The following is a 22,941-nucleotide window of genomic DNA, read 5'->3' as shown; positions in this document are numbered from 1 at the left end:
ACAATACGATGATGTTCGTTACTATTCAAAGCGGCCGGAATGGCATTTTTATGGGAAGCCAGGTGTTCCCAGTCATGCGGACCTCATTGCCGCGCGGGACAACATCATGAAGCAGAGCGCAGAGTCGAAGCCCTGCACCTCCCGCGCAGCGTCTTGGAGAAGTTCTACAACGGCAACGCCAGGCGCATTTACAAGCTGGACGCGGCGGCGAAATAGCTGTGCCGCATTTCAGTGAACTGAAATCGAGACGAATGGGACCGCGTCAAACCCCACTGATTCACTCCATCCATCTCAAACGGGTGCCACGCTGATCCAAGGCGGACATCATCACGCCACCTCGAATGGTGCTCCGGTCTTGGCGCGGACGTCGTCGAGACTCACGCCGGGATGCAGTTCCGTCAGCACGAGGCCTCCGCCTGGCTTCACCTCAAACACGCAGAGGTCGGTGATGATCAGACTGACCACGCCTTTGCCGGTGATGGGTAGTGTGCACTGCGGTAGGATCTTTGGGCTGCCGTCCTTGGCGCAGTGCTCCATGACCACGACCACGCGCCGGACGCCAGCGACGAGGTCCATCGCTCCGCCGGGTCCCTTCACCATTTTTCCTGGCACCATCCAGTTCGCGATGTCGCCATTGGCGGCCACTTCGAGCGCGCCTAGAATCGACAGGTCAATGTGGCCACCGCGGATCATGGCAAACGAGTCGGAGCCGGAGAAAAAGGCTGAGCCGGGAATCGTCGAGATCGTCTGCTTGCCAGCGTTGATCAGGTCGGGATCGACTTGGTCGTCGGATGGGAATGGGCCGATGCCGAGCAAGCCGTTCTCAGACTGGAGGGTGACGTTGACGCCTTGGGGGATGAAGTTGGCCACGAGCGTCGGGATGCCGATGCCGAGGTTGACGTAGTAGCCGTCGCGCAATTCCTGCGCAGCGCGTCTCGCCATCAGTTCCCGAACGGGGGATTCCTTTTTCGCCGTGGCGTTACCCTGCACCGTGCGGAACTCGATGCGCTTCTCATAGTTCGAGCCCTCGATGATGCGGTCCACGTAGATCCCCGGTGTGTGAATTTGGTCGGGGTCGAGGTCGCCGACTTCGACGAGTTCCTCGACCTCCGCTACGCAGACCTGGCCGCAGGTCGCGATCATCGGATTGAAGTTCCGCGCGGTCTTCCGGAAAACAAGATTGCCGGAGCGGTCGCCCTTCCACGCTTTGATGATGGAGAGGTCTGTCGTGATGCTGGGTTCGAGCACATAGGTCTTGCCGTCGAATATCTTCGTCTCCTTGCCCTCGGTCAGAGTGGTGCCAAATCCGGTGCGCGTGTAGAAGCCGGGAATGCCCGCACCGCCAGCGCGCAGCCGCTCGGCGAGAGTGCCCTGGGGCACCAGCTCGAGTTCGAGTTCGCCGGCGAGCACCTGACGCTCGAACTCCTTGTTCTCACCCACATAGGAGGCCAGGACTTTTTTCACCTGCCGGGTCTTGAGCAAGATGCCCATGCCAAAGTCGTCCACGCCAGCATTGTTGCCGATGATGGTCAGCCCTTTCACGCCACGGTCGCGCAGCTCGGCGATTAAGTTCTCTGGAATGCCGCAGAGACCGAAACCTCCGGCAGCGATCGTCATGTTATCGTGGAGCAACCCATCAAGGGCCGCCTTGGCGTTGGAGAATACTTTGCTCATGGGAAAAAGGGTGGTCGGGGCAAAAAAGTCACGGCATCGCAATGGCTGGTTTGGAGATCACTCAGGGGCATGCGCGGTGTTCCATTCCTTGAGCCGGTCAAGACTGCGGACAAAGGGTTTCAGCCCAAACCAGAGGATGATCGCTGACGCCACCTGCGCGGTGGCAGTCACGATGGCCAGGGAATACCGCAGCATGGCGTCATCGTGAAAGAAGTAGTCGGTCACGACCGCGATCGCAGTGGGTCCGCAGCCGAGCCCGACCAACACATTGACAAAAAGGTAGAGCGCCCCTGCCTGTCCGCGCATGGGAGCAGGCATGATCTGCGTGATGGCAGCGGGTGCGCAGCCATAGGGTGCTGACATGAGAAACATCAAGGGCACCAGCAGCGCGAGCGCCAGCGTCGGGCTTTCCACCAGCGGAAAGGCTAGACTGATCGGAGCAGCGCAGATCGGGGCTAGCGACATGATGCGCAGGTTAGCCTCGCGATGACCGCGCGACGCTAGGTAGTCTGCCAGTCGCCCCCCGCTGATGATGCCGATCGTGCCACACACCGCGAGGATGATGCCGAACTGAATGCCAATGTCTGCAGACGTCCAATGATGCGTCCGGACAAAGAACGTTGGTATCCACGCCTTCGAGCCATAGGTTGAAACGGCGAACAGTGAAATCCCCAGATTATGGCAGAGAAAGGTGACCTTATTCGCTTTGATATAGGCGATGACTTCCCGCAGTGGAGTCTCGACTTGTTGCAAGGCACCAGCGGCATCGCGCACCTGCCGCATGCCCCGGCGGATGGGCTCCCGAACGGTGAAAAGCAGGAGTGAAAAGACAATGCCGGGCAATCCCACCAGCAGGAAAATAATCTGCCACGGCCTGGTTTCTCCAATGATTGGCAAGGCCCACGATTCCTGCCCCGAGGCCAGCTTGATCACCACGCCACCCAGTAGCAGCGCGAGGCCTCCGCCCAGATAGATCCCGGTGCCGTAAACACTCAGTGCGGTCGCGCGGCGATGCGGTGGAAAGTAATCATAGATCAAGGAGTAGGCCGCTGGTGAGAGCGATGCCTCTCCCAAGCCCACGCCGACCCGCATGAGCAACATCTGCCAGAAGTTCTTTGCCACTCCGCAGCCGGCAGTGAACAAGCTCCAGACGACAAAACCCACCGCGATCAATCCACGCCGGTTCTTGGTATCCGCCATGCGGCCGAGGGGAATGCCGAAGAAGGTATAGGCCAACGCGAAAGCCGAGCCCATGAGCACGCTCATCTGCGTGTCATTGATATCCAGATCACGGCGAATCGGCCCGACCAGCAGGTTCAAGATGGTGCGATCAATGAACGAGAAAATATAGACGAACGTCAGCACCCCAACCACATACCAAGCATAGGACGCGGGCGGGTAGGGCGGCTCAGTGGGGTTGGATTTGTTCTCGGACATTTCGCGGGATCGACATAGCTGCCTGGGATTCCAGTTGCAGGCAAGATGAATGGCAACCTCCAGCATGATTCTCATTCGATATTGCGAAGCTCCGAGCTGCGTCCTAGGCTGCGCGGATGAACGGTATCCATTCGCGAGAGAATATTCTGACTGAACGCCTCTGCCTTGTGCTCGGGGGCGGTTCGATCGCCCCTGGGTGGGGCATCGGACGTGCCATTTCGGTCGCCTACGCGAGAGCAGGTGCACGAGTCGCCGTCGCCGATTTCAACTTGCCGTCCGCTGTGGAAACCGTGGAGATCATCCGCAGTGAAGGCGGCACGGCGGAGGCATTCCAAGTCGATGTCCTCGATGACACCTCGCTCGAGTCACTGGTGCGCGAGGTCACTGAGCGACTGGGGCCCATCGACGTGCTGCACAACAATGTCGGGTTGTCGAAAAGCGGCAATGCACGCGATACCAGTGCGGCCGACTGGCGGCGCATTCAGGATGCCAATGTCACCTCTCTCCATGTGGCAACGCAGGCCGTATTGCCCGGGATGATGGATCGCCGCCGCGGCGTCATCCTCACGACCTCCTCCATCGCCGCCCTCCGTCATCTGGGTTATTCATCGCTGGCCTATGCGGCCACGAAGGCTGCGGCGATTGCTTTCACGCGGACCCTCGCGATCGACTACGCCTCCTATGGGATCCGCGCCAATACCATCGTCGCGGGATTGATCGATACACCACGGATCGAAGTCGTCCTGCGCGGAGCCTACGCCGGATGCTCGCTGGATGAGATGAAGGAACGGCGGCACAAGGTGGTGCCCTTGGGCCGCATGGGAACGGCTTGGGATGTCGCCGAGGCCGCAGTTTTCCTTGCTTCAGATCGGGCCAGTTATATCACGGGAACGGAACTCGTGGTGGACGGCGGACTGAGCGCCACGGTGCCGCATTGATCGCAGTTCGAGCCCATTCTATGTATAATCTCAAAGGCAAAATAGCATTAGTCACCGGTGCCGGTGGCGAGCGTGGCATCGGCCGCGCCATCGCGCTGCGCCTCGCCCAAGAAGGGGCGGACGTGGCGATCAACGACATCCACGCAGCCTCAGCACCGGGCAGCAGTTGGGGCGGCATGGCGCAGGTGGTTGGCGAGATCGAAGCCCTGGGGCAGCGCTCGGTCGGGATCGTGGCCGATATCGGTGATGCGGCCCAGGTGCAGGCGATGATCGACCAAGTCGTCGCAACCTTCGGCCGCATCGACATCCTGATTAACAACGCCGGAGCCCGGGCTGGCCGCGACCGCGTGCCGGTGGTGGAACTGGACGAGGCGGATTGGGATCGCGTGCAGCGTATCAATGCCAAGGGCACCTTCCTTTGCAGCCAGGCAGCGGCCCGCGCCATGCTCGCTGGCCCGCACTCATCTCGCGGAGGCAGGATCATCAATATCGCCTCGACCGCTGGCAAGAACGGCTCGGCGCGATACGCCGCGTATTGCGCCTCAAAGTTCGCGGTGGTGGGTTTCACGCAAAGCCTGGCGCAGGAGTTGGCCCCGCATGGCATCAATGTGAACGCCATCTGCCCGAGCCTTATCGTTACCGAGCGGATCGACGACATCGCCACTGCCCTCGCGCCCTCGACCCTGACACCTGAGGAACAACGAGCCGCTATGATCACACGGGCCGCAGGGCTTTCGCCGATCGGGCGCATGGCCGAAGTCAACGACGTGTCCGCACTGGCCGCGTTCCTCGCTTCGTCCGAATCCGACTATCTCACTGGCCTCGCGATCAGCGTCGCCGGCGGCGGCCAGATGCACTGACAGGGTGGTCCGCACAGCAGTGATCCACCTTGCCACGGATTCAGGGCGACCACGGATTGGGGAAATCTGATCACATCAACAATCCGTGGTCGTCCTGAATCCGTGGGATATCGGAAGTGGGGTCAGCCAACCGCTTCTATTTCTGCGCTTCGGTATGCCAGATGTCCCCTTCGCCGTAACTGAACCAGCGGCTCGTCGTGACTTTTTGCTGCGTGAAGAACTGCACGCCTTCGCGGCCTTGCATGTGGAGATCGCCGAAGAACGAATCGTTCCAACCGTTGAAAGGGAACCACGCCATCGAAGCGGGCACACCGATGTTGATGCCGACCATGCCGCAGTTCACGCGATGCTTAAACTCACGCGCCGCCTTGCCGCTGCGGGTGAAGATGGCCGCGCCGTTGCCGTAGAATGAGCGGTTCGCCAGCTCAATGGCTTGGTCCAAATCCTCCGTGTGCATCACGTTCAGCACCGGGCCGAAAATCTCCTCCTTTGCCACCGTCATGCCGGTCTGGACGTGGTCGAGAATCGTCGCGCCGACGTAGAACCCATTGGGCGCTTCAGTGACTTTCACGCCGCGACCGTCGGCGGGTATCTTTGCGCCTTCCTTCACGCTCACTTCAATCAATTCCAACACACGGTCACGATGCTGCTTCGTAATGACTGCGCCCATGTCGGGCTGCGTCTCGCGGTCGGTTGGGCCGACCTTAATGCGCTTGGCAGCTTCGATGAGGGTGGGCAAAATGGTCTTCTCCGCGCCGCCCACAACGACCGCCGTCGAGCCTGCCATGCAACGTTCGCCCGCACACCCAAACGCGGCTTCGATGACGCCGCGGGTGGAATTTTCCACGTCGGCATCGGGCATGAGGATGACGTAGTTCTTCGCGCCGCCATTGGCCTGCACGCGCTTGCCGTGCTTCGTGCCGGTTTCATAAATGTAGCGGGCAATCGGCGTGGAGCCGACGAATGAGATCGCTTTGACCTTCGGATGCGTGAGCAGCGCATCCACGACCTCGCGCCCGCCGTGCACGATATTCAGCACACCTTTTGGCAGTCCGGCTTGTTCGAGCAGCTTGGCGATCTTGATGGCGGTGAGCGGAACTTTTTCGCTCGGCTTGAGGACGAACGTGTTGCCGCAAGCGATGGCGATGGGATACATCCACAGCGGCACCATCGCGGGAAAATTGAAGGGCGTGATGCCGACACACACGCCCAGTGGCTGGCGGATGGCTTCGCAATCAATGCCGCGCGCGATGTTCTCCAGCACATCGCCCATGAGCAACGATGGCACGCCGAGCGCGAACTCGATGACCTCCATGCCGCGCTTCACATCGCCACGCGATTCGACCAGTGTCTTGCCGTGCTCGCGCGTGTTGCAGCGGGCAATGTCTTCGAAATGATCTTCAACCAAGACTCTGAATCGTCCGAGAATCCGTGCGCGCTCGACTGGCGGCGTTTCCATCCACGCTGGAAAGGCGGCGTGCGCGGCTTCGACAGCAGCGTTTGCGTCGGTGGTGGAACCGACGGGACATTCCGCAATGGTTTCGCCAGTGGATGGATTGAAGACGGGTGTGCCGCCGCCGTTGGTTGGGGTCCAATCGCCGGCGATGAAGTTTGGACAGGGTTCGAGAGTTGTTGTCATGATGTTTAAAGGCTCGTCGCTGGTCCCTCCGGCGCGAGGAGGATCTGCATGTCGCTGAGATCCTTGCCGCCCACGGTGTGGGAGACAGTGGCACCGCGATACTCGAGCACGTCCAGAGCGTGCAGCGCGTTCACGATCATGTATTGCGTCGGCATATCCTCCCACCGCGCTCGATGAAACTGCAGCTTTCCCTGCCCGCGCGACATCGATGTGACGACACGGTTCGGCACCGCGATTGGCGTTAACACCGCGTATCGCACATCCGCTCGCCCCGGCTCGCTGGTCCGCGGCATATACTTGTAGTGGAGCGTGCCTGCACTCTTGGTGGCGGTGGCATTCCCGGCGATTTGCTCAGCGCTGAGCGGTTGAAGTTGGCCCACCGAAAGGTCCATGAATCGGAATCCATCCCAATTCGCCGCGCAGTGCAGTTCATCGTTGCGTGTCACGGGTTCGGGCAGGTCGGCGAAGATCTTCGAGTAACCCAGCTCTTCCCGTCCGGTGATGATTGGCTCCGTCAAGTTCTCCCAGAGCACCAGCAGGAAGCTGCCCGCGACCAGACCAGCCTTGCCATGATAAATGGCCGGAATCGTGACACCGAGCATGTTGTAGCCGCGACCCGCCAGCCACTCGATTTCCTTCATGTAAGTAGCCGTGACCGTCACCACCGGCTCAGCCCCGAGCGAAAACCCCGGCGGCAACAGAGCGCTCAATTGCTCTTGGCGGCTCAAGAAACTCACCGAGATGGCCGTGGTCTTCGGCGTGTCCTTGCAGGCAAAGCGCTGGCCATCGGGGCCCCGGCGCGGACCGGTCGCCGGGCCGAAATGAGTTGGCATCCGATACAATTCCGCGGGTTCAAACTGGTAAGACATTGGAGGAATTTGTGCAGGTTATTCGCTTGGCTAGATCTGAAACAATGGCCGGGACTATTGACGCGCCGCAGGTGTCTTGAGCCCGAGCAGTTCGCGAGCTTCCGCGACCGTCGCGAGTTTGCCTCCGAGTTCGCGGATGATCCGCACGGCTTTCTCAACCAGCGCTGCGTTGCTTGGCGCGAGTTCCCCCTTGGCCAGATAGACGGTGTCCTCCATGCCGATCCGACAGTGACCACCGAGGATGAAGGCCTGCGCGAGCATGGGAAACGCGTGACGACCGGCACCGAAGGCCGCCCACTCGCAGTTTTTCGGTAACTGTGATTTGGCGAGCAACATCATCTCGGGCGTGGACGGCATGCCGTATTTGACGCCAGTGACGATCTGGAAAAGCGCCGGCACCTTCAACGTTCCATCCGCCACCAAGTCCTGCGCCAGCACCAGATCCCCGGTGTCGAATACTTCCAACTCGGGCTTCACACCCGCAGCATACATGCGCTCTGCCATGAGTCTCACGTTGCGCGGGCTATTGATGACCGCCCCACCGCCGAACCACATCGTATTAAGATCGAGGGTGCAGATCTCCGGCTGCAGCTCGACGATGTGCTCTGTGCGGATTTCCGGCGTCTTGAACAATGTCCCTGGAGCCGCGACGTCCGGTTGATCGTCGCTCGGAAGGTATCGTCCGCCCGGACCCGTGGTCAGATTGATGATGAGATCGGTGTCGCTGGCGCGGATCTGCTTCACCACCTCGCGATAGTATTCGAGGTTCATGCTCGGGCGTCCCGTTTCCGGATCGCGCACATGGATATGACAGATCGCAGCCCCGGCTTTCGCCGCTCCAATGCACGCCTCGGCGATTTCAGCAGGTGTGACCGGGAGCGCGGGATTTTGCTCGCGCGTCGTAAACGACCCGGTCACGGCACAGGATAGGATGGTTGGCTTCATGTTAGTGGTTCTTTGCTCGTCTGCGTCACGCGCTGGTTAGGATTCGGTCGCCGCCGTGGGCTTCCGCACACTCCACGTGGAGGTAGCGGCTGCGGCCAGCGTATCGTCAGCATCATACATCTTCGCCTCCAGGAAATGGGTGCGCTGCCCCTGGTGCAGGAAACGCGCCTCGCACCGAGCCAGGGGGCCGCGGATGGGCGCGAAATACTGGGTCTTCATTTCAATCGTAGAGCCCGGCACGCCCAAGGTATGCCGGAGCAAGTGCCCCATGCTCACGTCGAGCACGAACGCAGTCACACCGCCATGCAGACAGCCCTGCGGGTTGAACATGAACTCATGCACCGGGAACCGAACGATGCAGGCCGCGTCGAGATACGAGAACTCCAAGCCGTAAAACCGCGCCAGAAAGAAGGTCTCGAAACCCGGCTCGCTCTCACGGAGCGCGGTCTCGAACGCAAGGCGGGCGGGAGAGGAATCGAGAGGTATGTTCAAGGTGTTCGGTGTTCTTTGTTTCGCGCAAGAGTCACAGTTTTTTTGTTGGGTCAAGAAATTGTCATGGCGCGGCAAATCCGCCTCCATCGATAGCCGCGCCATCGCAGTGGTGTCTCAACACGCTGAGACATCGCGCTGAAACACCCCATCAACCCCACCCGTGCGACGGGAGCCACTGTTTTCCCTGCTATCAGGCCGCTCAACAGGTCTTGCCGCCCTGAAGCACGGACTCGGCGGAAGCGGAGTTCTTTGAAGAAGCGACGGTCGGTTTTCATGGGGCGGTTTTAGCCTGAGCGTAAATGACTTTACTTTGTTGGCCACGAATCCCTCGCGCAAATGCGGGTGCTGTGGGTGTATTCGCCAACGTAATCATGAAGCACACCCTCACACTCAGCGCGGCACTCCTCTGCCTCGTGTCCTCAATCTCCGCTGAGGATCGCAAGCCCGTCCTCGTCGAGTCGAAGCGTATTTGGGACAAGGCCCAATACAATTCCTTCACTGATCTCACTCGCTTTCGGGACCAGTGGTTCTGCTGCTTCCGCGAAGGGATCGATCACACGGCCGACATCGGGAAGGTGCGCGTCCTGCGTTCGCCCGATGGCGTTGCGTGGACCTCGGCGGCGCTCATCGAGGAGGACGGCATTGATTTGCGCGACCCGAAGTTTTCGATCAAGCCGGATGGGCAGTTGATGATCATCGCGGGAGGTTTGACTTACGACATGTCGAGCAAACCCGCGCCGGTGAAGACGAAGCAACCGCGTGTGATGTTCTCCACCGACGGCCTCACCTGGACCAAGCCGGCCAAAGTTCTCGAAGAGGGCCAGTGGCTCTGGCGCGTCGATTGGCATGAGGGCAAAGCTTATGGCATCAGCTATCCCTACAAGCGTGCCGAGCACCCCGATCCCAAGGTGGCGGAAGCGGCGGAAACGAACGGCCCTGTGCCGCCCGGCCCTTATCCGTGGAAGGTGAAGCTGGTGACCAGCACGGACGGCATGAAGTGGGAGACGGTGACGCACCTCGACGTGCCGGGCCGTCCCAACGAAGCCACCGTGCGCATCCGCCCGGATGGTGAAATGATCGCGATGGTGCGGCGGGAACGCGGCAACTACTTTGGCTGGATCGGCAGCAGCAAGCCACCCTACCGCGAGTGGACATGGCATGAGACGGAGCACCGTTTTGGCGGGCCGAACTTCATCGTGCTGCCCGACAACTCGCTCATCGCGAGTGGCCGCAGTTTTCGGCAGCCTTACTCCACCGTCATCGCCAGCATGGACCGCGAGCACTACGACATCTCGCTGATTCTCCCCAGTGGCGGCAGCGACACGGGCTATCCCGGCATGGTCTGGCACAACGATGAACTGTGGGTCAGCTACTATTCCAACCACGAAGACAAAGACGGCAATCCACCACCCAACCGTCACGTAGAACTCCCGACCGCCATTTATCTGACCCGCATCCGATTTGAAAAATGAAACACACACTCACACTCTTCGCCACCCTGCTGCTGACCCCACTGGCTGCGCTCCATGCTGCTGACCTCCCGCTGTCCACGGCAGGCAAGACCGAGTTCTGCATCGTCAAGCCGGCGAATCCTTCGCCAGTGGATGACTACGCGGTGACCAAGCTGTCGGAATACCTCAGGCAGATCACTGGCGCGGAGTTCCCGGTGATGGATGCGGACAAGGCTACTGGTGACAGCCCTTGTCTTTACGTCGGCGTCAGTGCGGCAGTGAGTGAAAAGTTGGGCGCTGAGCCGTTGAAGGAGTTGAAGGACCAGGAACATGTTTCCCGGAGCAAAGGCGGCGATATTTTTCTCTATGGCAAGGGCATGCACGGCAACCTGTACGCTGTGGTCGATTTCATGGAGCATACGCTCGGGCGCCGTTGGTATTCGGGACGCCTGATCACGGAGACGCCGATCTGGCATCACACCGTGGGGACACCGGTGTTCGCCGTCGCGCGCGACCTGGTCGTCAAGCCGTTTTCCCGCACCGGCGGATTCTCGTTCGCCTATCGCATACCGAGCTACGACTGGATGTTCGACTTCCACCTGCAGAACGGGATGAACCTGTTCTCCAATCCTGGGTTACAGCCGAACGTTTTTTCGCGCCATGTCATGCCGGTGAACTGCCATACGCTGTTTGGCTACATCCCGCCGACGCCGGCCCTGCAAGCGTGGCCCAAGGTTTTCGATTGGGTGGCGAAGAAGGACTACTTTGCCACCCATCCGGAATACTTCAGCATGACCAAGGCCGGTCGGCGGGTGGCGCTCCACCAACAACTGTGCTTCAGCAATCCCGAACTGCGCCAGGAACTCACCCGGAACGTCCTGGAACACATCCGGCGGCTCAAGGCGGACGGGCAGGAGCGGCTTATGATCGACGTCAGCGCGAACGACGACCCTTCCGAATTCTGCTTCTGTCCCGGTTGCCAGGCGTTGAAGGAAAAGTACCACTCCCCAGGCGGCCCTTTGTACGATTACCTGTTCGAGTTGTGCGCTTTGGTGAAGGACCGGCATCCAGACACGTTGCTACACACCCTGGCCTATCGGCTGAGCCAGTCCCAGAAGCCGCCCGTGATACCGGCCGGCATGGTCTTTCCCGAAAATCTCGTGGTCCAGTACGCCAATGTCGAGGACAACGTCGATGTGGACTGGACGCATCCGCTGAATCAGACCAGCTATCAGGACCTGCTGGCTTGGGGCAAGCTGACGCGGCACCTGTGGAGCTGGTATTACACTACTGGCATGCTGGACCGGATGGTGAAGGACATCCGGCTGATGAAGGCCGCGGGCGTGGAGGGGGTGTTCGTGGAGTTTACCGGCTGGACCTATAATTCCGCGATCGATTTCAGCGAGCTGCAGATCTTCGTTTACAACAAGCTCCTGCAAGACGTGGACGCCGACGTGCCGGCGCTGGTTCGGGAATTCACGGATTACCAGTACGGGCCAGCGGCGGAAGGGGCTCGCACCTATCTGCGGGAGATGGAAGCGGCCTGGCTCGCGTCGAGCACGAACAGGTCCTTGAGCGCTGGCCGGGGGATTGGCCGGCGACTGACCGGTGTGCCTCCCGAAACCATGTGTCGCTGGCAGGACGCCTTCGACCGGATGGAGACACTGGCGGCCGATAACACGCGTGTGCATCAGAACGTACGACGACTCCGGCGTGGGCTGGATTACCGGACTCTGGCTGAGTGGAACACTCTGGCCAAAGCCCGCCCGGCATATTTCAAGGATTACCTCCAGGTCCAGAAGCGTCTGGGCGCGCCACCGATTTTTATGGTCCAGCAACTCGCCGACTGGGAACTGGCGATCAAGACGGCCGGGATCGAGAAGCCGTTGCCGCCCCCCTTCGACGCCATGGATAGCGCGCTGGTGCAGCGCTTCGTCCCTGTGCGCGGCCAGGGCAATCCCAAGATGGTGCTCGATCCCGATGCGGCCTTCGGCTACGGCGCTGTCGTGAACCTGCCCGACCGGCCGCTCACGTTCGGCTTCTACCAGGACGATACCCGGACGCACGGCGCCAAACGCGCCGTTGACGCATCCGACGTGCCGAGGGGTGAATATCGGCTGTATCCCCTGGGCGAGATCACGGTGACCCCGAACTGTCGCATCTGGTTATCCGGAAGTTGGGAAACCAAGCTCGAACTCGGCGAACGCCTGTACCGTCCGCCGAGCCCGGACAACGACAACCGCTACGAGGTCCACGTCTCCCTGAAATTCAACCCGCCGATCCCGCCCACGCCGGCCGAGATCGCGGCGAACGACCGCCGGAGCCTCGACACCAACGCCCCCTATTCGGTACTCTGCGACCAGATCATCTTCGTCAGGAAGCCGCCGGCCACCCGTTCCAGCGAAGCAACTCGCCGCGCGCCGGATTGAGGCTAGCCGAAACCCATGTAACCAACCTCTCCTCACCACCAAAAGATCACCAGCAAAAACATGAAGACACCAATCCCATCTTTTTGCCGCCCATCTTTTTGTCGGTTCTTCATCGTCACCGCCGCGCTGCTTCTCCCTCACGCGCTCTATGGTGCCGACATCGCGTTGAGCACGGCAATCCGCCGCCCAACCCTCGTGTAGAACTCCCGACCGCCATTTATCTGGCCCGCATCGGACTTGAAAAATGAAAACCATACTCACGCTCATCACCGTCCTTCTTCTCGCGCCACTCACCGCGCTGAACGCAGGCGATACCCTCCTCGTCAAGGACGGTCGGTCAGCCTATGTCATCTACCATGCCAAGGACGCGCCGGCTTCCGTCAAGGAAGGGGCCAGGGAGTTGCAGCGGGTGCTGGAGATCGCCACGCAGGCACAACTGCCGATCGTTCAGGAGCCTTCAGAGTTCATGATCGTTCTGGGTGACGCGCCAGAGACGAGTCGAGCCGGGATCGACATCGTCAGGCTTGCTGATGAAGGCTTTGAGATCAAAACCCAAGGCAAGCAGGTGTTCATCGCGGGGCGCGACACGAAGGATGGCGTGGTGAATGCCGCAGGTGGCGTCACGGATGGCACCTACTACGGCGTGATGGAGTTTTTGGAGCGCTACGTTGGAGTGCACTGGCTGATGCCCGGCGAGTGGGGCGAGGATGTGCCATCGCGCTCGACCCTGACATTGCCGGAGATCGCAATGCTTGATCAACCCGATTTCCCCAGTCGCAGCATGACCATGAGGTTCGGAGTCATCAGCAACAAGTGGCTCCGTCACCTGCGCAACACCGTGAGCCGTCAGCCGATCAACCGCAGTGGCTTCAATCATGCCTGGCATAGCTATGACATGCCGGAGCGTCTCAAAGGGTACCCCGACTACATGGCGTTGGTGAACGGCAAACGAACCCGCATCGTCGAAGACTGGCGAAAAGAGATGCAGGAGATGAAATTCTGCACCACCAACCCCGGGTTGCTCGATCTGTATGCGGATGCGATCCTCGAAGCGATGGTGAAGGAGCCCGCGCAGGAGATGTGGCCCATCGCCCCCTCGGACGGCGGTGGCTGGTGCGAGTGTGAAAAATGCACGGCGCTAGACCAGCCGTGTGATTGGATTGGGAATCGGATGTATGGCAAAAAGTCGAAGACACCGCGCGTGCTGACTTTTTACAATGAGATCGCGAAACGCGTCAAAACAAAGCAGCCGACGAAGCTGCTCGGCGGTTACGTCTATGCCGCCTACACCTATCCGCCGGCCAAGCCGATGACCGTGGAGTCGAATCTCTATCTCACCCTGGCGGTGCGGGCCTACTATGGATTCACGCTGTATCGCGAGGACTTCATGAGAGAAGTGCCCCAAGTCATCGCCGCATGGGATACACTCATGAAGGGACGCATGGGCTGGGTTGATTACTCCACCTATGTCGGCATGGACACGCCGATGGGCACGCCTTATCCACCGGGCAAATCCATCCTGAAGATGCTCTTTCCAGCGATCAAAAAGCACGACTGGCAGTCCGTGTATTGGGGCTCCACGGTGGGCACCACCCATGGCTGGGGAAGCCTCCACAACTACCTCGTGGCCAAACTCATGTGGCACGCCGATGCCGACGTGGATGCCCTCAGCAAAGACTGGCTGGCGCGCGCTTACGGCCCCGGCGGACCGCTCATCGGCCAGATCTATGAGTTGCTCGATGAGAAGCTCGCCACCTACAAGCGAGCGAACCCGAAGGACTTCGAATACGACGCCGTGCCTGCGCAGGTGAAGGCCATCCACTTGCCACTCTTCCCCCGGATGGAAGCCATCTACCTCGACGCCATGTCGAAGACTCAGACAGAGGCGCAACGCAAACGCCTGCAAATGTTCGGCGACAATCTCGTGCTGCTGCACTGGCATCTCCGCAAGGCGGGCTGGCTCGACAGGCCCGAGCAATCCACGTTCTATCGAAGTGATGCGGATTTCACGATCTTTATCCAAAAGAACAGCACCTCCCCTTCCATCGCCACGACCAACTCCCCGCCCGAGGTGTTCCTGAAGCCTCAATTGACCCCTGGCGAAACAAAGCCTGCCTCCGTGGACAAATGATTCATCTGCAACTCCCGAATATAATACTGACTTCGAACCTCCTCATGCATCGGATACTTAGCCTCACCACACTCCTCACGATCCCTTTGCTCGCCCACGCTCAGGTCGTCACACTCAAACCCAGCGATGTCGGGATGCGCGTCGAGATCGATGGACAGCTTTTCACGGAATACATCACCAAGGAGGTGGCGCGGCCTTACATGTATCCGCTCATCGGTGCGGCGGGTGTGAATGTATCGCGGGAGTTTCCGATGAAAAAGGATGTGCCGGGCGAGGCGATGTTTGTGGATCATCCGCATCATCGCTCGCTGTGGTTTGGGCATTCGCGGATCAATGAGATCAATTTCTGGGCGGAGTATCAGGTGTTCGGCAAGCAAGCTCACTCAGGTTTCGCGGATGTGCAGGCCACGGGCAATCAAGGACACTTCACGGCCTCGACGCAATGGATTGGGCCCGACAACAAGGCCGTGATGACCGACGAGCGCCGCATCACCATCACTGCGCTGCCGGAAGGTGAGAAAACGCTCGATTTTGACATCACGCTGAAGGCCAGTGAGGGCGATGTCATCATCGGTGATACCAAAGAAGGCACCATGGCCCTACGCCTCTGCCCATCGCTCAGCATGAACAGCAGCAAGAGCGGTGTGAACACGGGGCCCTCCACCGGACATGCCTTTAACAGCAACGGCGTCCGCGATCGCGACATCTGGGGTAAGCACGCGAACTGGGTCTGCTACTACGGCCCCGATCCAAAAGGGAATCCGGTCGGTGTCGTCATCTTCAGTCATCCCAGCAACCTCCGCTCTCCCACGACCTGGCACGCTCGTGATTACGGACTCTTCGCCGTGAATCCCTTCGGCCTGCACGACTTCGAGCCTGACAAGCCCACAGGCGCTGGCGACCACACCATCAAGAAAGGTGACAGCCTCACCCTGCGCTACCGCTTCTACTTCGCCAAAGGCCAGCCAAAGCCCGAGGTGCTGGAGGCGAGATTCCAAGACTACACCAAACAAAAATAGCCATCCTATGAAACACCCGCGCCTCATTCTTTCATCGCTTCTCCTCTCTTTCGGCCAAGTCATGGCCGCCGATGAACCCATCACCTGGCTCGTTCACTACGAAGCGAAATCACTGCCGCAGGAGCAGGGATGGAAAGCCGTCGGTGAGCTTGCGGCGAAGGCTGCGCTGGCGAATGGAGCGCTGCATCTCGTGGATGATTCAGCGACGGCTGATGGTGCTTTTCGCGCGGCATGGAAGCCACAGCCGGGCACTGAGATTGTCGTCGAAGCCACGGTGCGTGTGGAGTCTGTAGCGGCCCGAAAAGGCCGCTCGGCCATGTGGCCCGCGCAGCAGGGTGTGCCGGTGGGTTTGATCGTCAGCGACGGGAAGCATCAGGAAGGGCTCCTCCTCGTGCCGGAAAAGATCGCGACGTTTCATGATAGAGTGGCGCTATTCGATGCGAAGACCCAGTTTCACACCTACCAACTAGTCATTCGCGATCGCGACATGAGCATCGCGGTGGATGGCGTGATCAAGATTCGCGGTGAAGGTGCCTTTTGGAAGAAGGCGGAGAATGCGGAAGCCTTCGTGCAGTTTGGCTCGACGTCCCCAGGATGGATGGGCGCTGCGCATTGGCAATCGGTGCAGCTGGGGCTTCGCAAGCGAGCCGGTGAGCCAACCAAACCGCAACTGCGGATCACCGTCGGCGAGCCATGGGAGATCCCACCCACTCCGGGATGGGACCAGCCGCGACACGGCGGTCATCAGGTGCGAGCATACGATCCCGCGACCGGCATGGCTGTGCCAGACACAAAGGAGGGCAGGCCACTTCCGCCGACCCGCCCTTATCTTTACGATGTGGGCCAGGGCGTGCTCCTGCTGAGCGTCGGTCAGGGACCGGACGCCGCATTTGAGCCGTATGGCGTGCTGCGTTCCACGGATGCTGGCAAGACTTGGCAGCCGGTGAAAGACCTGCAGTTCAAAACCTTCGCGCCCCAGCCACACGTGCGACTGGCGGACGGTCACATCCTCGGGGTGTCGCGGTGGAATGTGAGGTATGAGGCCGGCACCTATATCGGCATGAGCTACCGGTTTGACTCAAAGGCGGAGACCTTCACTCCCTTCGAGAACCTTATCCATTTGCCCGTGGAAACCGGGCAGACCGCCGTCTTCGACCGAGATATTTTCGATGGTGGGAACCATGAAGTTATGGCGGTGGTTTACGCCACGATCAAGAAGGGCGTCGGAGCCTGCTACCTCATGAAATCCACCGACTCCGGTGCGACTTGGAACCATTTCTCCACCTTCGGCGATGGTCAGGAGCCGTCCCTGGTCCGTTTCTCAGCCAGTGAAATGATGTCCGTGCAGCGCACCAGCTCTTTTCTTCCGCTGCGGCAAACGTGGTCGCACGACGGCGGCAAGACATGGACCCCGCTCATCACGCTCGAGGAAGGCAGCGTTTCGCCTGACATGGTGGTCATGAGCAATGGCGTGGTCGCATGCAGCTACGGCCGCCCCGGCTCGAACCTGATGTTCAGCACCGATCAGGGCAAGACCTGGACCCATCACACGGTCATCACCGACTCCGGCGGTTTCAACTACACCGCGTTGCGCGAAGTGAGCCCGGGCCGCCTCCTCTACATCCACGACGCGCCGAATCTGCGAGCGCTGTATGTCGATGTGGAGCGGATCAACCCATAGCCATTTTCCCGCTCACCATGAAACACACCATCACCCTTGTCGCAGCCCTGCGGCTGACCCCACTCGCCACTCTGGTCGCGGCCCTCGGGGCCGCAAGCATGGCGGCGCAGGAGCCCGCACCCGCTCCTGCCGCGGCGGCCCCCGTGGACGCCGCCCGCGAGAAGCTGATTGCCCGTGGCAAGTCGCTCGAGCTGCCCACCACGCACGAACTGGTGCCCGGCGACCCGCTCTCGCACCATGCGTCGGGCTTTGCCAAGACGATGTGCTCGGCCGTGTTCATCACCGGCTACGACATCGCCTTCGCCGCTGAGCACGTGGGCTACTTCACCGCGCCTTATGAAGCGCGCGCCAAGATGGGCAAGCCCGTCGTGGACATGGTGAAGAAGACGGTAAGCGTCTCGCTGCCAAACGGCACGGTGCGCACGGCGGTTTACACCGGCAGCCAGGGCTGCATCACCTATGAGGAAGGCAGCGACAAGCTCAACTTCACGCCCGAGACGATCAAGCCGAACCTGCCACCCGCCGACTCACAGGATTGGCCGATGGGGGATCGTCTGCCCGCGACGCCGCTGCCCGAAGGCGTGGACGAGGCCAAGGTGAAGGCCGCGGTGATGAGGCGGCAAAATCCACTCGCGTTGCGCCCGCCGCTAGGCAATCTCGCGGCATGAATCTACTTGGAATCGAAGGCGGCGGCACCCGGACATCAGCACTGCTTATCAGTGAAACTGACGACTCGGTGCTGGCGTCGATCTCCGCCGGACCTGGGAATCTGGCACTCTTGAGTGACGATGAACTCTCCTCGCTTCTCGAAGGTATTCGGGAGCGGCTGCCGGCGATGCCGGACAGCATCGGCATCGGGCTTGCCGGAGTGCGCAGCGCGGGCGACCGCGACCGGCTGCGGCGGGCGGTCGCACGCACCTGGCCGGACGTGTGCTCGGTTGTCGGCGATGACCTGCTCCTCGCGCTCGAGGCGGACCAATGGCGCGATGATTGTGCCTCGCAGGTGCTTCTTCTCAGCGGCACTGGTTCGTGCTGCCTGGGCCGGAATCGTAACGGTGCCACGGTGAAAATCGGCGGCCGCGGTCACGTCATTGGCGACCGCGGCAGTTCGTGCGACATCGCTGTGCATGCACTGCGCTCGACGGTGACCCTTTCCGACATTCACGCCAACTGGCCTCAACTCGGCTCGGACATGCTCGCGTTCCTCCAGATGAACGACCCCGAGGCGCTCATCGAGTGGTCCATGTCGGCCAGCAAGGCCGAGATCGCATCGCTGGCCCATGTCGTCTTCGCGGCTGCGGCGACCCGTCAGGATGAAATCGCCGTCGCCATTCTCCGGCGCGCCGCTGAGCGACTGAGCAAGGACGCGGTGCATTGCGCGGCACGCATCGCCGCGCCGGGAGAGAAAGTGCAGTTCATTCTGAATGGCTCGACGCTCTTGAAGAACGCGTCATTCGCCGACGGCGTGATGCAGAAAATCCACGCCGCCCGCCCTGGCAGTGAGGTCGCGCTGCTGTCGCGACCGGGGGTGTGGGGGGCCGTCGAGATGGCCCGGGGCATCAGTGGCGGAGCCCGGTCAGGCCAGACGACGCAGCCATCCACGCACGACGACGCAGGTGCAAAACTCACGAGCTGGCGTCCCGTCGCCGCAGCGCCGACCGAAGGACGGAACCCGCGGTCCGTTGGTTTTGCGGAAATGCCGCCAGCGGAAGCCATCCAGCTCATGCTGGACGAAGACACCGCCATTCCGGGCAAGATCCTTCGCGAAAGCGAGCACATCGAATGGGCGGTGCGCGAGGTCGAGCGGGCATTCGCCGAGGGCGGGCGCCTGATCTACTGTGGCGCCGGGACCAGCGGACGGCTCGGCGTGCTCGATGCGAGCGAATGCCCCCCGACCTTCCGAACTCCGGGATGGCAGGTGCAGGGCATCATCGCGGGCGGCCGCAGGGCGCTGTGGAGCGCTGTCGAAGGTGCGGAAGACGATTCCGAATCCGGCCGCAGCGCGATCGAGGGCCGCTCCGTGACGGCGCGCGATGTCGTCATCGGCATCACCGCGAGCGGTCACGCCCCGTTTGTGTGGGGCTGTCTCGCGGAGGCGCGCAGGCGTGGCGCGAAAACCGTGCTCGTGTGCTGCAACCCTGCCTACCGCGATCATCCGCTGCTCGACCGGGCCATTTTGCCGGACACAGGCCCCGAGGTGCTCACGGGTTCGACCCGACTGAAGGCCGGCTCGGCCACGAAGCTCGTGCTGAACATCATCACCACGCTCGCGCTGGCGCGCTCGGGCAAGGTGATGAGCAACCTGATGATCGATCTCAACCCCTCGAACATCAAACTTCGTGATCGGGCGGTGCGCATCGTGCAGGAGCTCTCGGGCGCGGAGCCCGCGGCCTCGCTCCTCGCTCTTGAAGAGAACGACTGGATGATCCGCAAAGCCTGCGCCGCGCTCGCAACCCAATCGGCCGGGTAGAAGATGCGCTCGGCGGCGTGCGTGGCCCACGGTTAGTGATCAGCGCAGCTTCCTGAAAAATCCACGCTTGATGACAAACCTGGCCGGTATCGCGTCAGCCTGCTCAAGACCTTCAAAGACGGCTTCTCCCCCGGCCTGTATTTTCTGCCCTACGGCACCATCGTCGCCACGACGTATGTAAACTACGGAAAGGAACAGGTGGGCTGCTCCATCGTGAGCGTGCGATTCAAGATGAGCGAGGTGGATGCGATGGCAAAAGCTGACCAGTAACAAGCGTAGAGGTAGTCTCGCTATGTTGTATCGATTTCTCTTCGCCGCCCTCCTTCTCGCATCGCTCACGGCACTACACGCCTCCGAAACCAGATACGCTCCGGCATGGGCCAGCATCGCTCCGAAGCGTGTCATTAAGCACTCAAACACGCGGAATGACACGCTGGCCAATGCCGTGGCCGGTTTACAACCAGGCGACCAGCTTGTGATAGCCACAGGGACTTACAGCGTGGAGCGCACATGGCACGTTGAGGTCAGTGGCACAGCCGAGGCACCGATCTGGATTGTGGCGGAGGAAGGCGCTCGGGTGGTTCTCACTCGCCCGGACGACAAGCAAAACGTGGTCAACATCGGCCAGAAGTCGCCGGTGCATCATCTTTGCCTGCGTGGTTTGGAAATCACTGGGGGCAGCCACGGATTGCGCCTCGGCCAGTGCAGCGAGGTGTGGATTGACCAATGCCACATTCATCACACGGGCGCGGTTTGCCTGACTGCGAACAGCGCAAACACGAGCCGCCTTTTCCTCACGCGGAATCACCTCCATCACGGCGGCGGCCACGGCGAGGGCATGTATCTCGGCGCGAACTACGGAGAGTTCATCATGAGCGAGAGCGTGATAGCGCTGAACCACATCCATAATTGCAAAGGCGAGCAAGGCGATGGCATCGAGGTGAAACAAGGCTCGTGGGGCAATCTCATCGCGGAGAACGACATCCACGACACGCAGTATCCCTGCATCACCGTGTATGGCACCGCCGGGAAGCCGGTGAACATCATCGAGCGCAATCTCTGCCGTCGCAGCGACGACAGCGCCATGCAGGTGCAGGGCGAGGCCATCGTGCGCAACAATGTTCTCATCGGCGGCAAGGGCTCCGGTTTCGCCAGCCTGGATCACCAGGGCAAGTCGCTGAACCTGCAAGTCATCCACAACACCATCATCAACACCGGTGATGCCTTCAAAGGCAGCTCATGGAATGCCCGTGAGGGCATGATCCTCGCCAACAACATCCTCTACTCCCGTGACAAAAGCGCGATGAACTTCCCGAAGGGAAAAGAGGGCGTGACCATCACCGGCAACATCGTCCTCGGCGATGCTCCGAAGCAAGGCACCACACGCGGTCGCGGTTTGGAGGACTTCGTCAGCCTGAGCTGGGACGGCGAGAAACATGATGCCACGCTAACTGTCGAAGCTCCCTTTGACCACGCGGACTCGAAATACCTCCTCGACACTGATCTCATAGGAGCCAAGCGAGCCGGATCGCTGAGTGGGGCTATGGCGCGGTAAGTTCCAGTCTCACAGAGACTGATGAAGTTCTCTCCGATTTCCATGAGACCCTCGCTCACTCGAATCACCGCCCTCCTGTTCGCATGGTTCGCCATCGCTGAGCCCGCCGCACCGCCGATTACCGCCACCGATGTGCCATGGAAGCAAGGTGTGAACGAGATCGCCTTGGATGGCCTCATGCGCGCGTTCCTGCTCGATTTGCCGGATCATTGGCAACGCGGGGCGGCGCCAGTGATGGTGTTTCACGGCTCCACGGGCAACGCCGAGGACATGCGCAAGGAGGCGGGCTTCACACGACTGGTGAGCGCACTACTGCAGGAAGCCGCTCTGCCAAAGTTCCAGCGCCCAATAGCCAGCGAGGGCAGCATCGCTCCGGCGGATCGCCTTCTGCATCGCAGAAGACACCTCGCTGAAGTTGTAGCCACGCTGGGTTCGCAGTTGCATCGGATCGTTGGGGAAGAGAGTGGGCAGGTCCATGAATGGAGCCTCGTCACCGTGACTGAGGGAATCCATCCGATTGGTTCACCATGTTGCTACGCAGGTTGAGGGGAGTCGCATGAAATGGAGGGTGCCGTGGGGTGCCTGTGCGGCATTGACCAGAGTCTGCTCGCAGCGTAGTGGCTACCCATGCCAATGAAGCTGCCCAAAGGGGTCACGCCCCGCAAATTCGCCCGTGCCCTCCAGGCGTGGCGTGCGCACAGGAGTTTCAGCCAGCGGGATGCGGCAGAGTTCCTGGGAATCAGCAAGCGCACCTTGGAGAACTGGGAGCAGGAAAGAGCCACGCCACGTGGGTATGCGGTCGTGGCATTGATCCGACTCATCGAACCAGTGACAGCCTCGAAGGCCGGCGCGAAGAAGAAGTGCTGAAACAGAGTCTTCGTTGCGCAACGAAGATGACGATCAGCACTGAGGCCGTGGCATTATAGCCTCAACTCCAAACTTGGTTTTCAGCGCCCGCTTGACCGCCTCCGGTTCAAACAAATGCATTCGTGGACTCGCTGCGATATACGGGATGGCCCGTTGCGCCACCCAATTGTCGATGGTGCGGCTGCTCACCCCCAGCAGCAGGGCGAGTGGCTTCTTTTTCAGCAGCGGAATCGGGGACGGAAGTGTTTCGTTCATGCAGAGATTCGCATGTCAACGAGGGTTCTCCGGCATGATGCCAAACCACTTGTCCGCGTCGTCCTTCGTCACCAGTTCGCGGTAGTGCTTGAAGATGATCGTCGGAGAATTGCCCGCCTCCAATGCCACCTGCGCAGCGCTCTGAACCACCGCGATGCGGTAGCTGATGTAGGAGTGCCGCAGCGCGTTGTGAGGCCACGCCAATCCCAAGCTTTTGGCCAGCTTCCGC

At 60.8% G+C, this 22,941-nt stretch carries 18 protein-coding genes and 1 pseudogene; 12 read left to right on the top strand and 7 right to left on the bottom strand.

Going from position 1 to position 22,941, the window contains the following annotated elements; translation table 11 throughout:
* Window positions 1-327: 327 nt before the first annotated feature.
* Together ACILSI_RS23725 and ACILSI_RS23720 are read right to left on the bottom strand one after the other, a co-directional pair.
* Window positions 328-1,674 (bottom strand): 3-oxoacid CoA-transferase subunit B, encoded by a 1,347-nt coding sequence (locus ACILSI_RS23725; protein ID WP_395724404.1) that lies wholly within the window; start codon window positions 1,672-1,674, stop codon window positions 328-330.
* Between the two features lie 57 nt (window positions 1,675-1,731).
* Entirely contained in the window at window positions 1,732-3,111 is a 1,380-nt protein-coding gene (locus ACILSI_RS23720; protein WP_395724403.1) for a spinster family MFS transporter, read from the bottom strand.
* Window positions 3,112-3,227: 116 nt separating this feature from the next.
* Between ACILSI_RS23720 and ACILSI_RS23715 the strand changes: the two genes are divergently transcribed.
* Together ACILSI_RS23715 and ACILSI_RS23710 are read left to right on the top strand one after the other, a co-directional pair.
* Window positions 3,228-4,049 (top strand): SDR family NAD(P)-dependent oxidoreductase, encoded by an 822-nt coding sequence (locus tag ACILSI_RS23715; RefSeq protein ID WP_395724402.1) that lies wholly within the window; start codon window positions 3,228-3,230, stop codon window positions 4,047-4,049.
* A 20-nt stretch (window positions 4,050-4,069) separates the two neighbouring features.
* The gene (locus ACILSI_RS23710) at window positions 4,070-4,909 is read left to right on the top strand and encodes an SDR family NAD(P)-dependent oxidoreductase (RefSeq protein ID WP_395724401.1); all 840 of its coding nucleotides are present in this window, start codon (window positions 4,070-4,072) and stop codon (window positions 4,907-4,909) included.
* A gap of 136 nt (window positions 4,910-5,045) precedes the next feature.
* On the opposite strand, the gene ACILSI_RS23705 is transcribed toward ACILSI_RS23710, so the two are convergent.
* The 4 genes from ACILSI_RS23705 to ACILSI_RS23690 form a co-directional block, all read right to left on the bottom strand.
* On the bottom strand, window positions 5,046-6,548 hold the full coding sequence (locus ACILSI_RS23705; protein ID WP_395724400.1) for a CoA-acylating methylmalonate-semialdehyde dehydrogenase: 1,503 nt from the start codon (window positions 6,546-6,548) through the stop codon (window positions 5,046-5,048).
* A gap of 5 nt (window positions 6,549-6,553) precedes the next feature.
* Window positions 6,554-7,381: an acetoacetate decarboxylase family protein gene (locus ACILSI_RS23700; RefSeq protein ID WP_395724399.1), complete on the bottom strand. Its 828-nt coding sequence runs from the start codon at window positions 7,379-7,381 to the stop codon at window positions 6,554-6,556.
* A gap of 90 nt (window positions 7,382-7,471) precedes the next feature.
* Window positions 7,472-8,362, bottom strand: a complete 891-nt coding sequence (locus ACILSI_RS23695; RefSeq protein WP_395724398.1) for a 3-keto-5-aminohexanoate cleavage protein — start codon at window positions 8,360-8,362, stop codon at window positions 7,472-7,474.
* A 36-nt stretch (window positions 8,363-8,398) separates the two neighbouring features.
* Window positions 8,399-8,854, bottom strand: a complete 456-nt coding sequence (locus tag ACILSI_RS23690; RefSeq protein WP_395724397.1) for a PaaI family thioesterase — start codon at window positions 8,852-8,854, stop codon at window positions 8,399-8,401.
* A gap of 371 nt (window positions 8,855-9,225) precedes the next feature.
* On the opposite strand from ACILSI_RS23690, the gene ACILSI_RS23685 reads away from it, so the two are divergent.
* From ACILSI_RS23685 to ACILSI_RS23640, 10 genes are all read left to right on the top strand, one after another.
* Window positions 9,226-10,326 carry an exo-alpha-sialidase gene (locus ACILSI_RS23685; RefSeq protein WP_395724396.1) on the top strand — a complete coding sequence of 367 codons (1,101 nt, stop codon included), beginning with the start codon at window positions 9,226-9,228 and terminating at the stop codon, window positions 10,324-10,326.
* Window positions 10,323-12,734, top strand: coding sequence for a DUF4838 domain-containing protein (locus ACILSI_RS23680; RefSeq protein WP_395724395.1), 2,412 nt, complete (start codon window positions 10,323-10,325; stop codon window positions 12,732-12,734). The genes ACILSI_RS23685 and ACILSI_RS23680 overlap by 4 nt, the downstream gene beginning before the upstream one ends.
* Before the next feature lie 244 nt (window positions 12,735-12,978).
* The gene (locus ACILSI_RS23675) at window positions 12,979-14,865 is read left to right on the top strand and encodes a DUF4838 domain-containing protein (RefSeq protein WP_395724394.1); all 1,887 of its coding nucleotides are present in this window, start codon (window positions 12,979-12,981) and stop codon (window positions 14,863-14,865) included.
* A gap of 44 nt (window positions 14,866-14,909) precedes the next feature.
* Window positions 14,910-15,884, top strand: coding sequence for a PmoA family protein (locus ACILSI_RS23670; protein ID WP_395724393.1), 975 nt, complete (start codon window positions 14,910-14,912; stop codon window positions 15,882-15,884).
* Between the two features lie 7 nt (window positions 15,885-15,891).
* Window positions 15,892-17,565: an exo-alpha-sialidase gene (locus ACILSI_RS23665; protein WP_395724392.1), complete on the top strand. Its 1,674-nt coding sequence runs from the start codon at window positions 15,892-15,894 to the stop codon at window positions 17,563-17,565.
* A 17-nt stretch (window positions 17,566-17,582) separates the two neighbouring features.
* Window positions 17,583-18,233, top strand: coding sequence for a hypothetical protein (locus tag ACILSI_RS23660; RefSeq protein WP_395724391.1), 651 nt, complete (start codon window positions 17,583-17,585; stop codon window positions 18,231-18,233).
* On the top strand, window positions 18,230-20,035 hold the full coding sequence (locus tag ACILSI_RS23655) for an N-acetylmuramic acid 6-phosphate etherase (protein ID WP_395724390.1): 1,806 nt from the start codon (window positions 18,230-18,232) through the stop codon (window positions 20,033-20,035). Before ACILSI_RS23660 ends, ACILSI_RS23655 begins: the two co-directional genes overlap by 4 nt.
* Window positions 20,036-20,327: 292 nt before the next feature.
* The gene (locus tag ACILSI_RS23650) at window positions 20,328-21,590 is read left to right on the top strand and encodes a right-handed parallel beta-helix repeat-containing protein (RefSeq protein WP_395724389.1); all 1,263 of its coding nucleotides are present in this window, start codon (window positions 20,328-20,330) and stop codon (window positions 21,588-21,590) included.
* A 42-nt stretch (window positions 21,591-21,632) separates the two neighbouring features.
* A complete protein-coding gene (locus tag ACILSI_RS23645; RefSeq protein ID WP_395724388.1) occupies window positions 21,633-22,136 on the top strand; it encodes a hypothetical protein in 504 nt (167 codons plus the stop codon).
* An 81-nt stretch (window positions 22,137-22,217) separates the two neighbouring features.
* Window positions 22,218-22,457: a helix-turn-helix domain-containing protein gene (locus tag ACILSI_RS23640; protein WP_395724387.1), complete on the top strand. Its 240-nt coding sequence runs from the start codon at window positions 22,218-22,220 to the stop codon at window positions 22,455-22,457.
* Between the two features lie 270 nt (window positions 22,458-22,727).
* On the opposite strand, the pseudogene ACILSI_RS23635 reads toward ACILSI_RS23640, so the two are convergent.
* Window positions 22,728-22,941: pseudogene (locus ACILSI_RS23635) on the bottom strand (hypothetical protein); the annotation flags it as partial.

Origin of the sequence: Prosthecobacter sp. (genome assembly GCF_044232965.1) — a bacterium.
GTDB lineage: Bacteria > Verrucomicrobiota > Verrucomicrobiia > Verrucomicrobiales > Verrucomicrobiaceae > Prosthecobacter.
Note: the sequence above shows the minus strand (reverse complement) of the source record. Positions and strands in the feature narration are given on the sequence as shown.

Excerpts from the sequence above, each read along its gene's own strand:
- ACILSI_RS23655 (WP_395724390.1), top strand. The coding sequence starts at position 18,230 with ATGAATCTACTTGGAATCGAAGGCGGCGGCACCCGGACATCAGCACTG.
- ACILSI_RS23695 (WP_395724398.1), bottom strand. The coding sequence starts at position 8,362 with ATGAAGCCAACCATCCTATCCTGTGCCGTGACCGGGTCGTTTACGACG.
- ACILSI_RS23715 (WP_395724402.1), top strand. The coding sequence starts at position 3,228 with ATGAACGGTATCCATTCGCGAGAGAATATTCTGACTGAACGCCTCTGC.
- ACILSI_RS23725 (WP_395724404.1), bottom strand. The coding sequence starts at position 1,674 with ATGAGCAAAGTATTCTCCAACGCCAAGGCGGCCCTTGATGGGTTGCTC.
- ACILSI_RS23720 (WP_395724403.1), bottom strand. The coding sequence starts at position 3,111 with ATGTCCGAGAACAAATCCAACCCCACTGAGCCGCCCTACCCGCCCGCG.
- ACILSI_RS23640 (WP_395724387.1), top strand. The coding sequence starts at position 22,218 with ATGCCAATGAAGCTGCCCAAAGGGGTCACGCCCCGCAAATTCGCCCGT.
- ACILSI_RS23675 (WP_395724394.1), top strand. The coding sequence starts at position 12,979 with ATGAAAACCATACTCACGCTCATCACCGTCCTTCTTCTCGCGCCACTC.
- ACILSI_RS23705 (WP_395724400.1), bottom strand. The coding sequence starts at position 6,548 with ATGACAACAACTCTCGAACCCTGTCCAAACTTCATCGCCGGCGATTGG.
- ACILSI_RS23665 (WP_395724392.1), top strand. The coding sequence starts at position 15,892 with ATGAAACACCCGCGCCTCATTCTTTCATCGCTTCTCCTCTCTTTCGGC.
- ACILSI_RS23680 (WP_395724395.1), top strand. The coding sequence starts at position 10,323 with ATGAAACACACACTCACACTCTTCGCCACCCTGCTGCTGACCCCACTG.
- ACILSI_RS23670 (WP_395724393.1), top strand. The coding sequence starts at position 14,910 with ATGCATCGGATACTTAGCCTCACCACACTCCTCACGATCCCTTTGCTC.
- ACILSI_RS23710 (WP_395724401.1), top strand. The coding sequence starts at position 4,070 with ATGTATAATCTCAAAGGCAAAATAGCATTAGTCACCGGTGCCGGTGGC.
- ACILSI_RS23700 (WP_395724399.1), bottom strand. The coding sequence starts at position 7,381 with ATGCCAACTCATTTCGGCCCGGCGACCGGTCCGCGCCGGGGCCCCGAT.
- ACILSI_RS23650 (WP_395724389.1), top strand. The coding sequence starts at position 20,328 with ATGTTGTATCGATTTCTCTTCGCCGCCCTCCTTCTCGCATCGCTCACG.
- ACILSI_RS23660 (WP_395724391.1), top strand. The coding sequence starts at position 17,583 with ATGAAACACACCATCACCCTTGTCGCAGCCCTGCGGCTGACCCCACTC.
- ACILSI_RS23645 (WP_395724388.1), top strand. The coding sequence starts at position 21,633 with ATGAGACCCTCGCTCACTCGAATCACCGCCCTCCTGTTCGCATGGTTC.
- ACILSI_RS23685 (WP_395724396.1), top strand. The coding sequence starts at position 9,226 with ATGAAGCACACCCTCACACTCAGCGCGGCACTCCTCTGCCTCGTGTCC.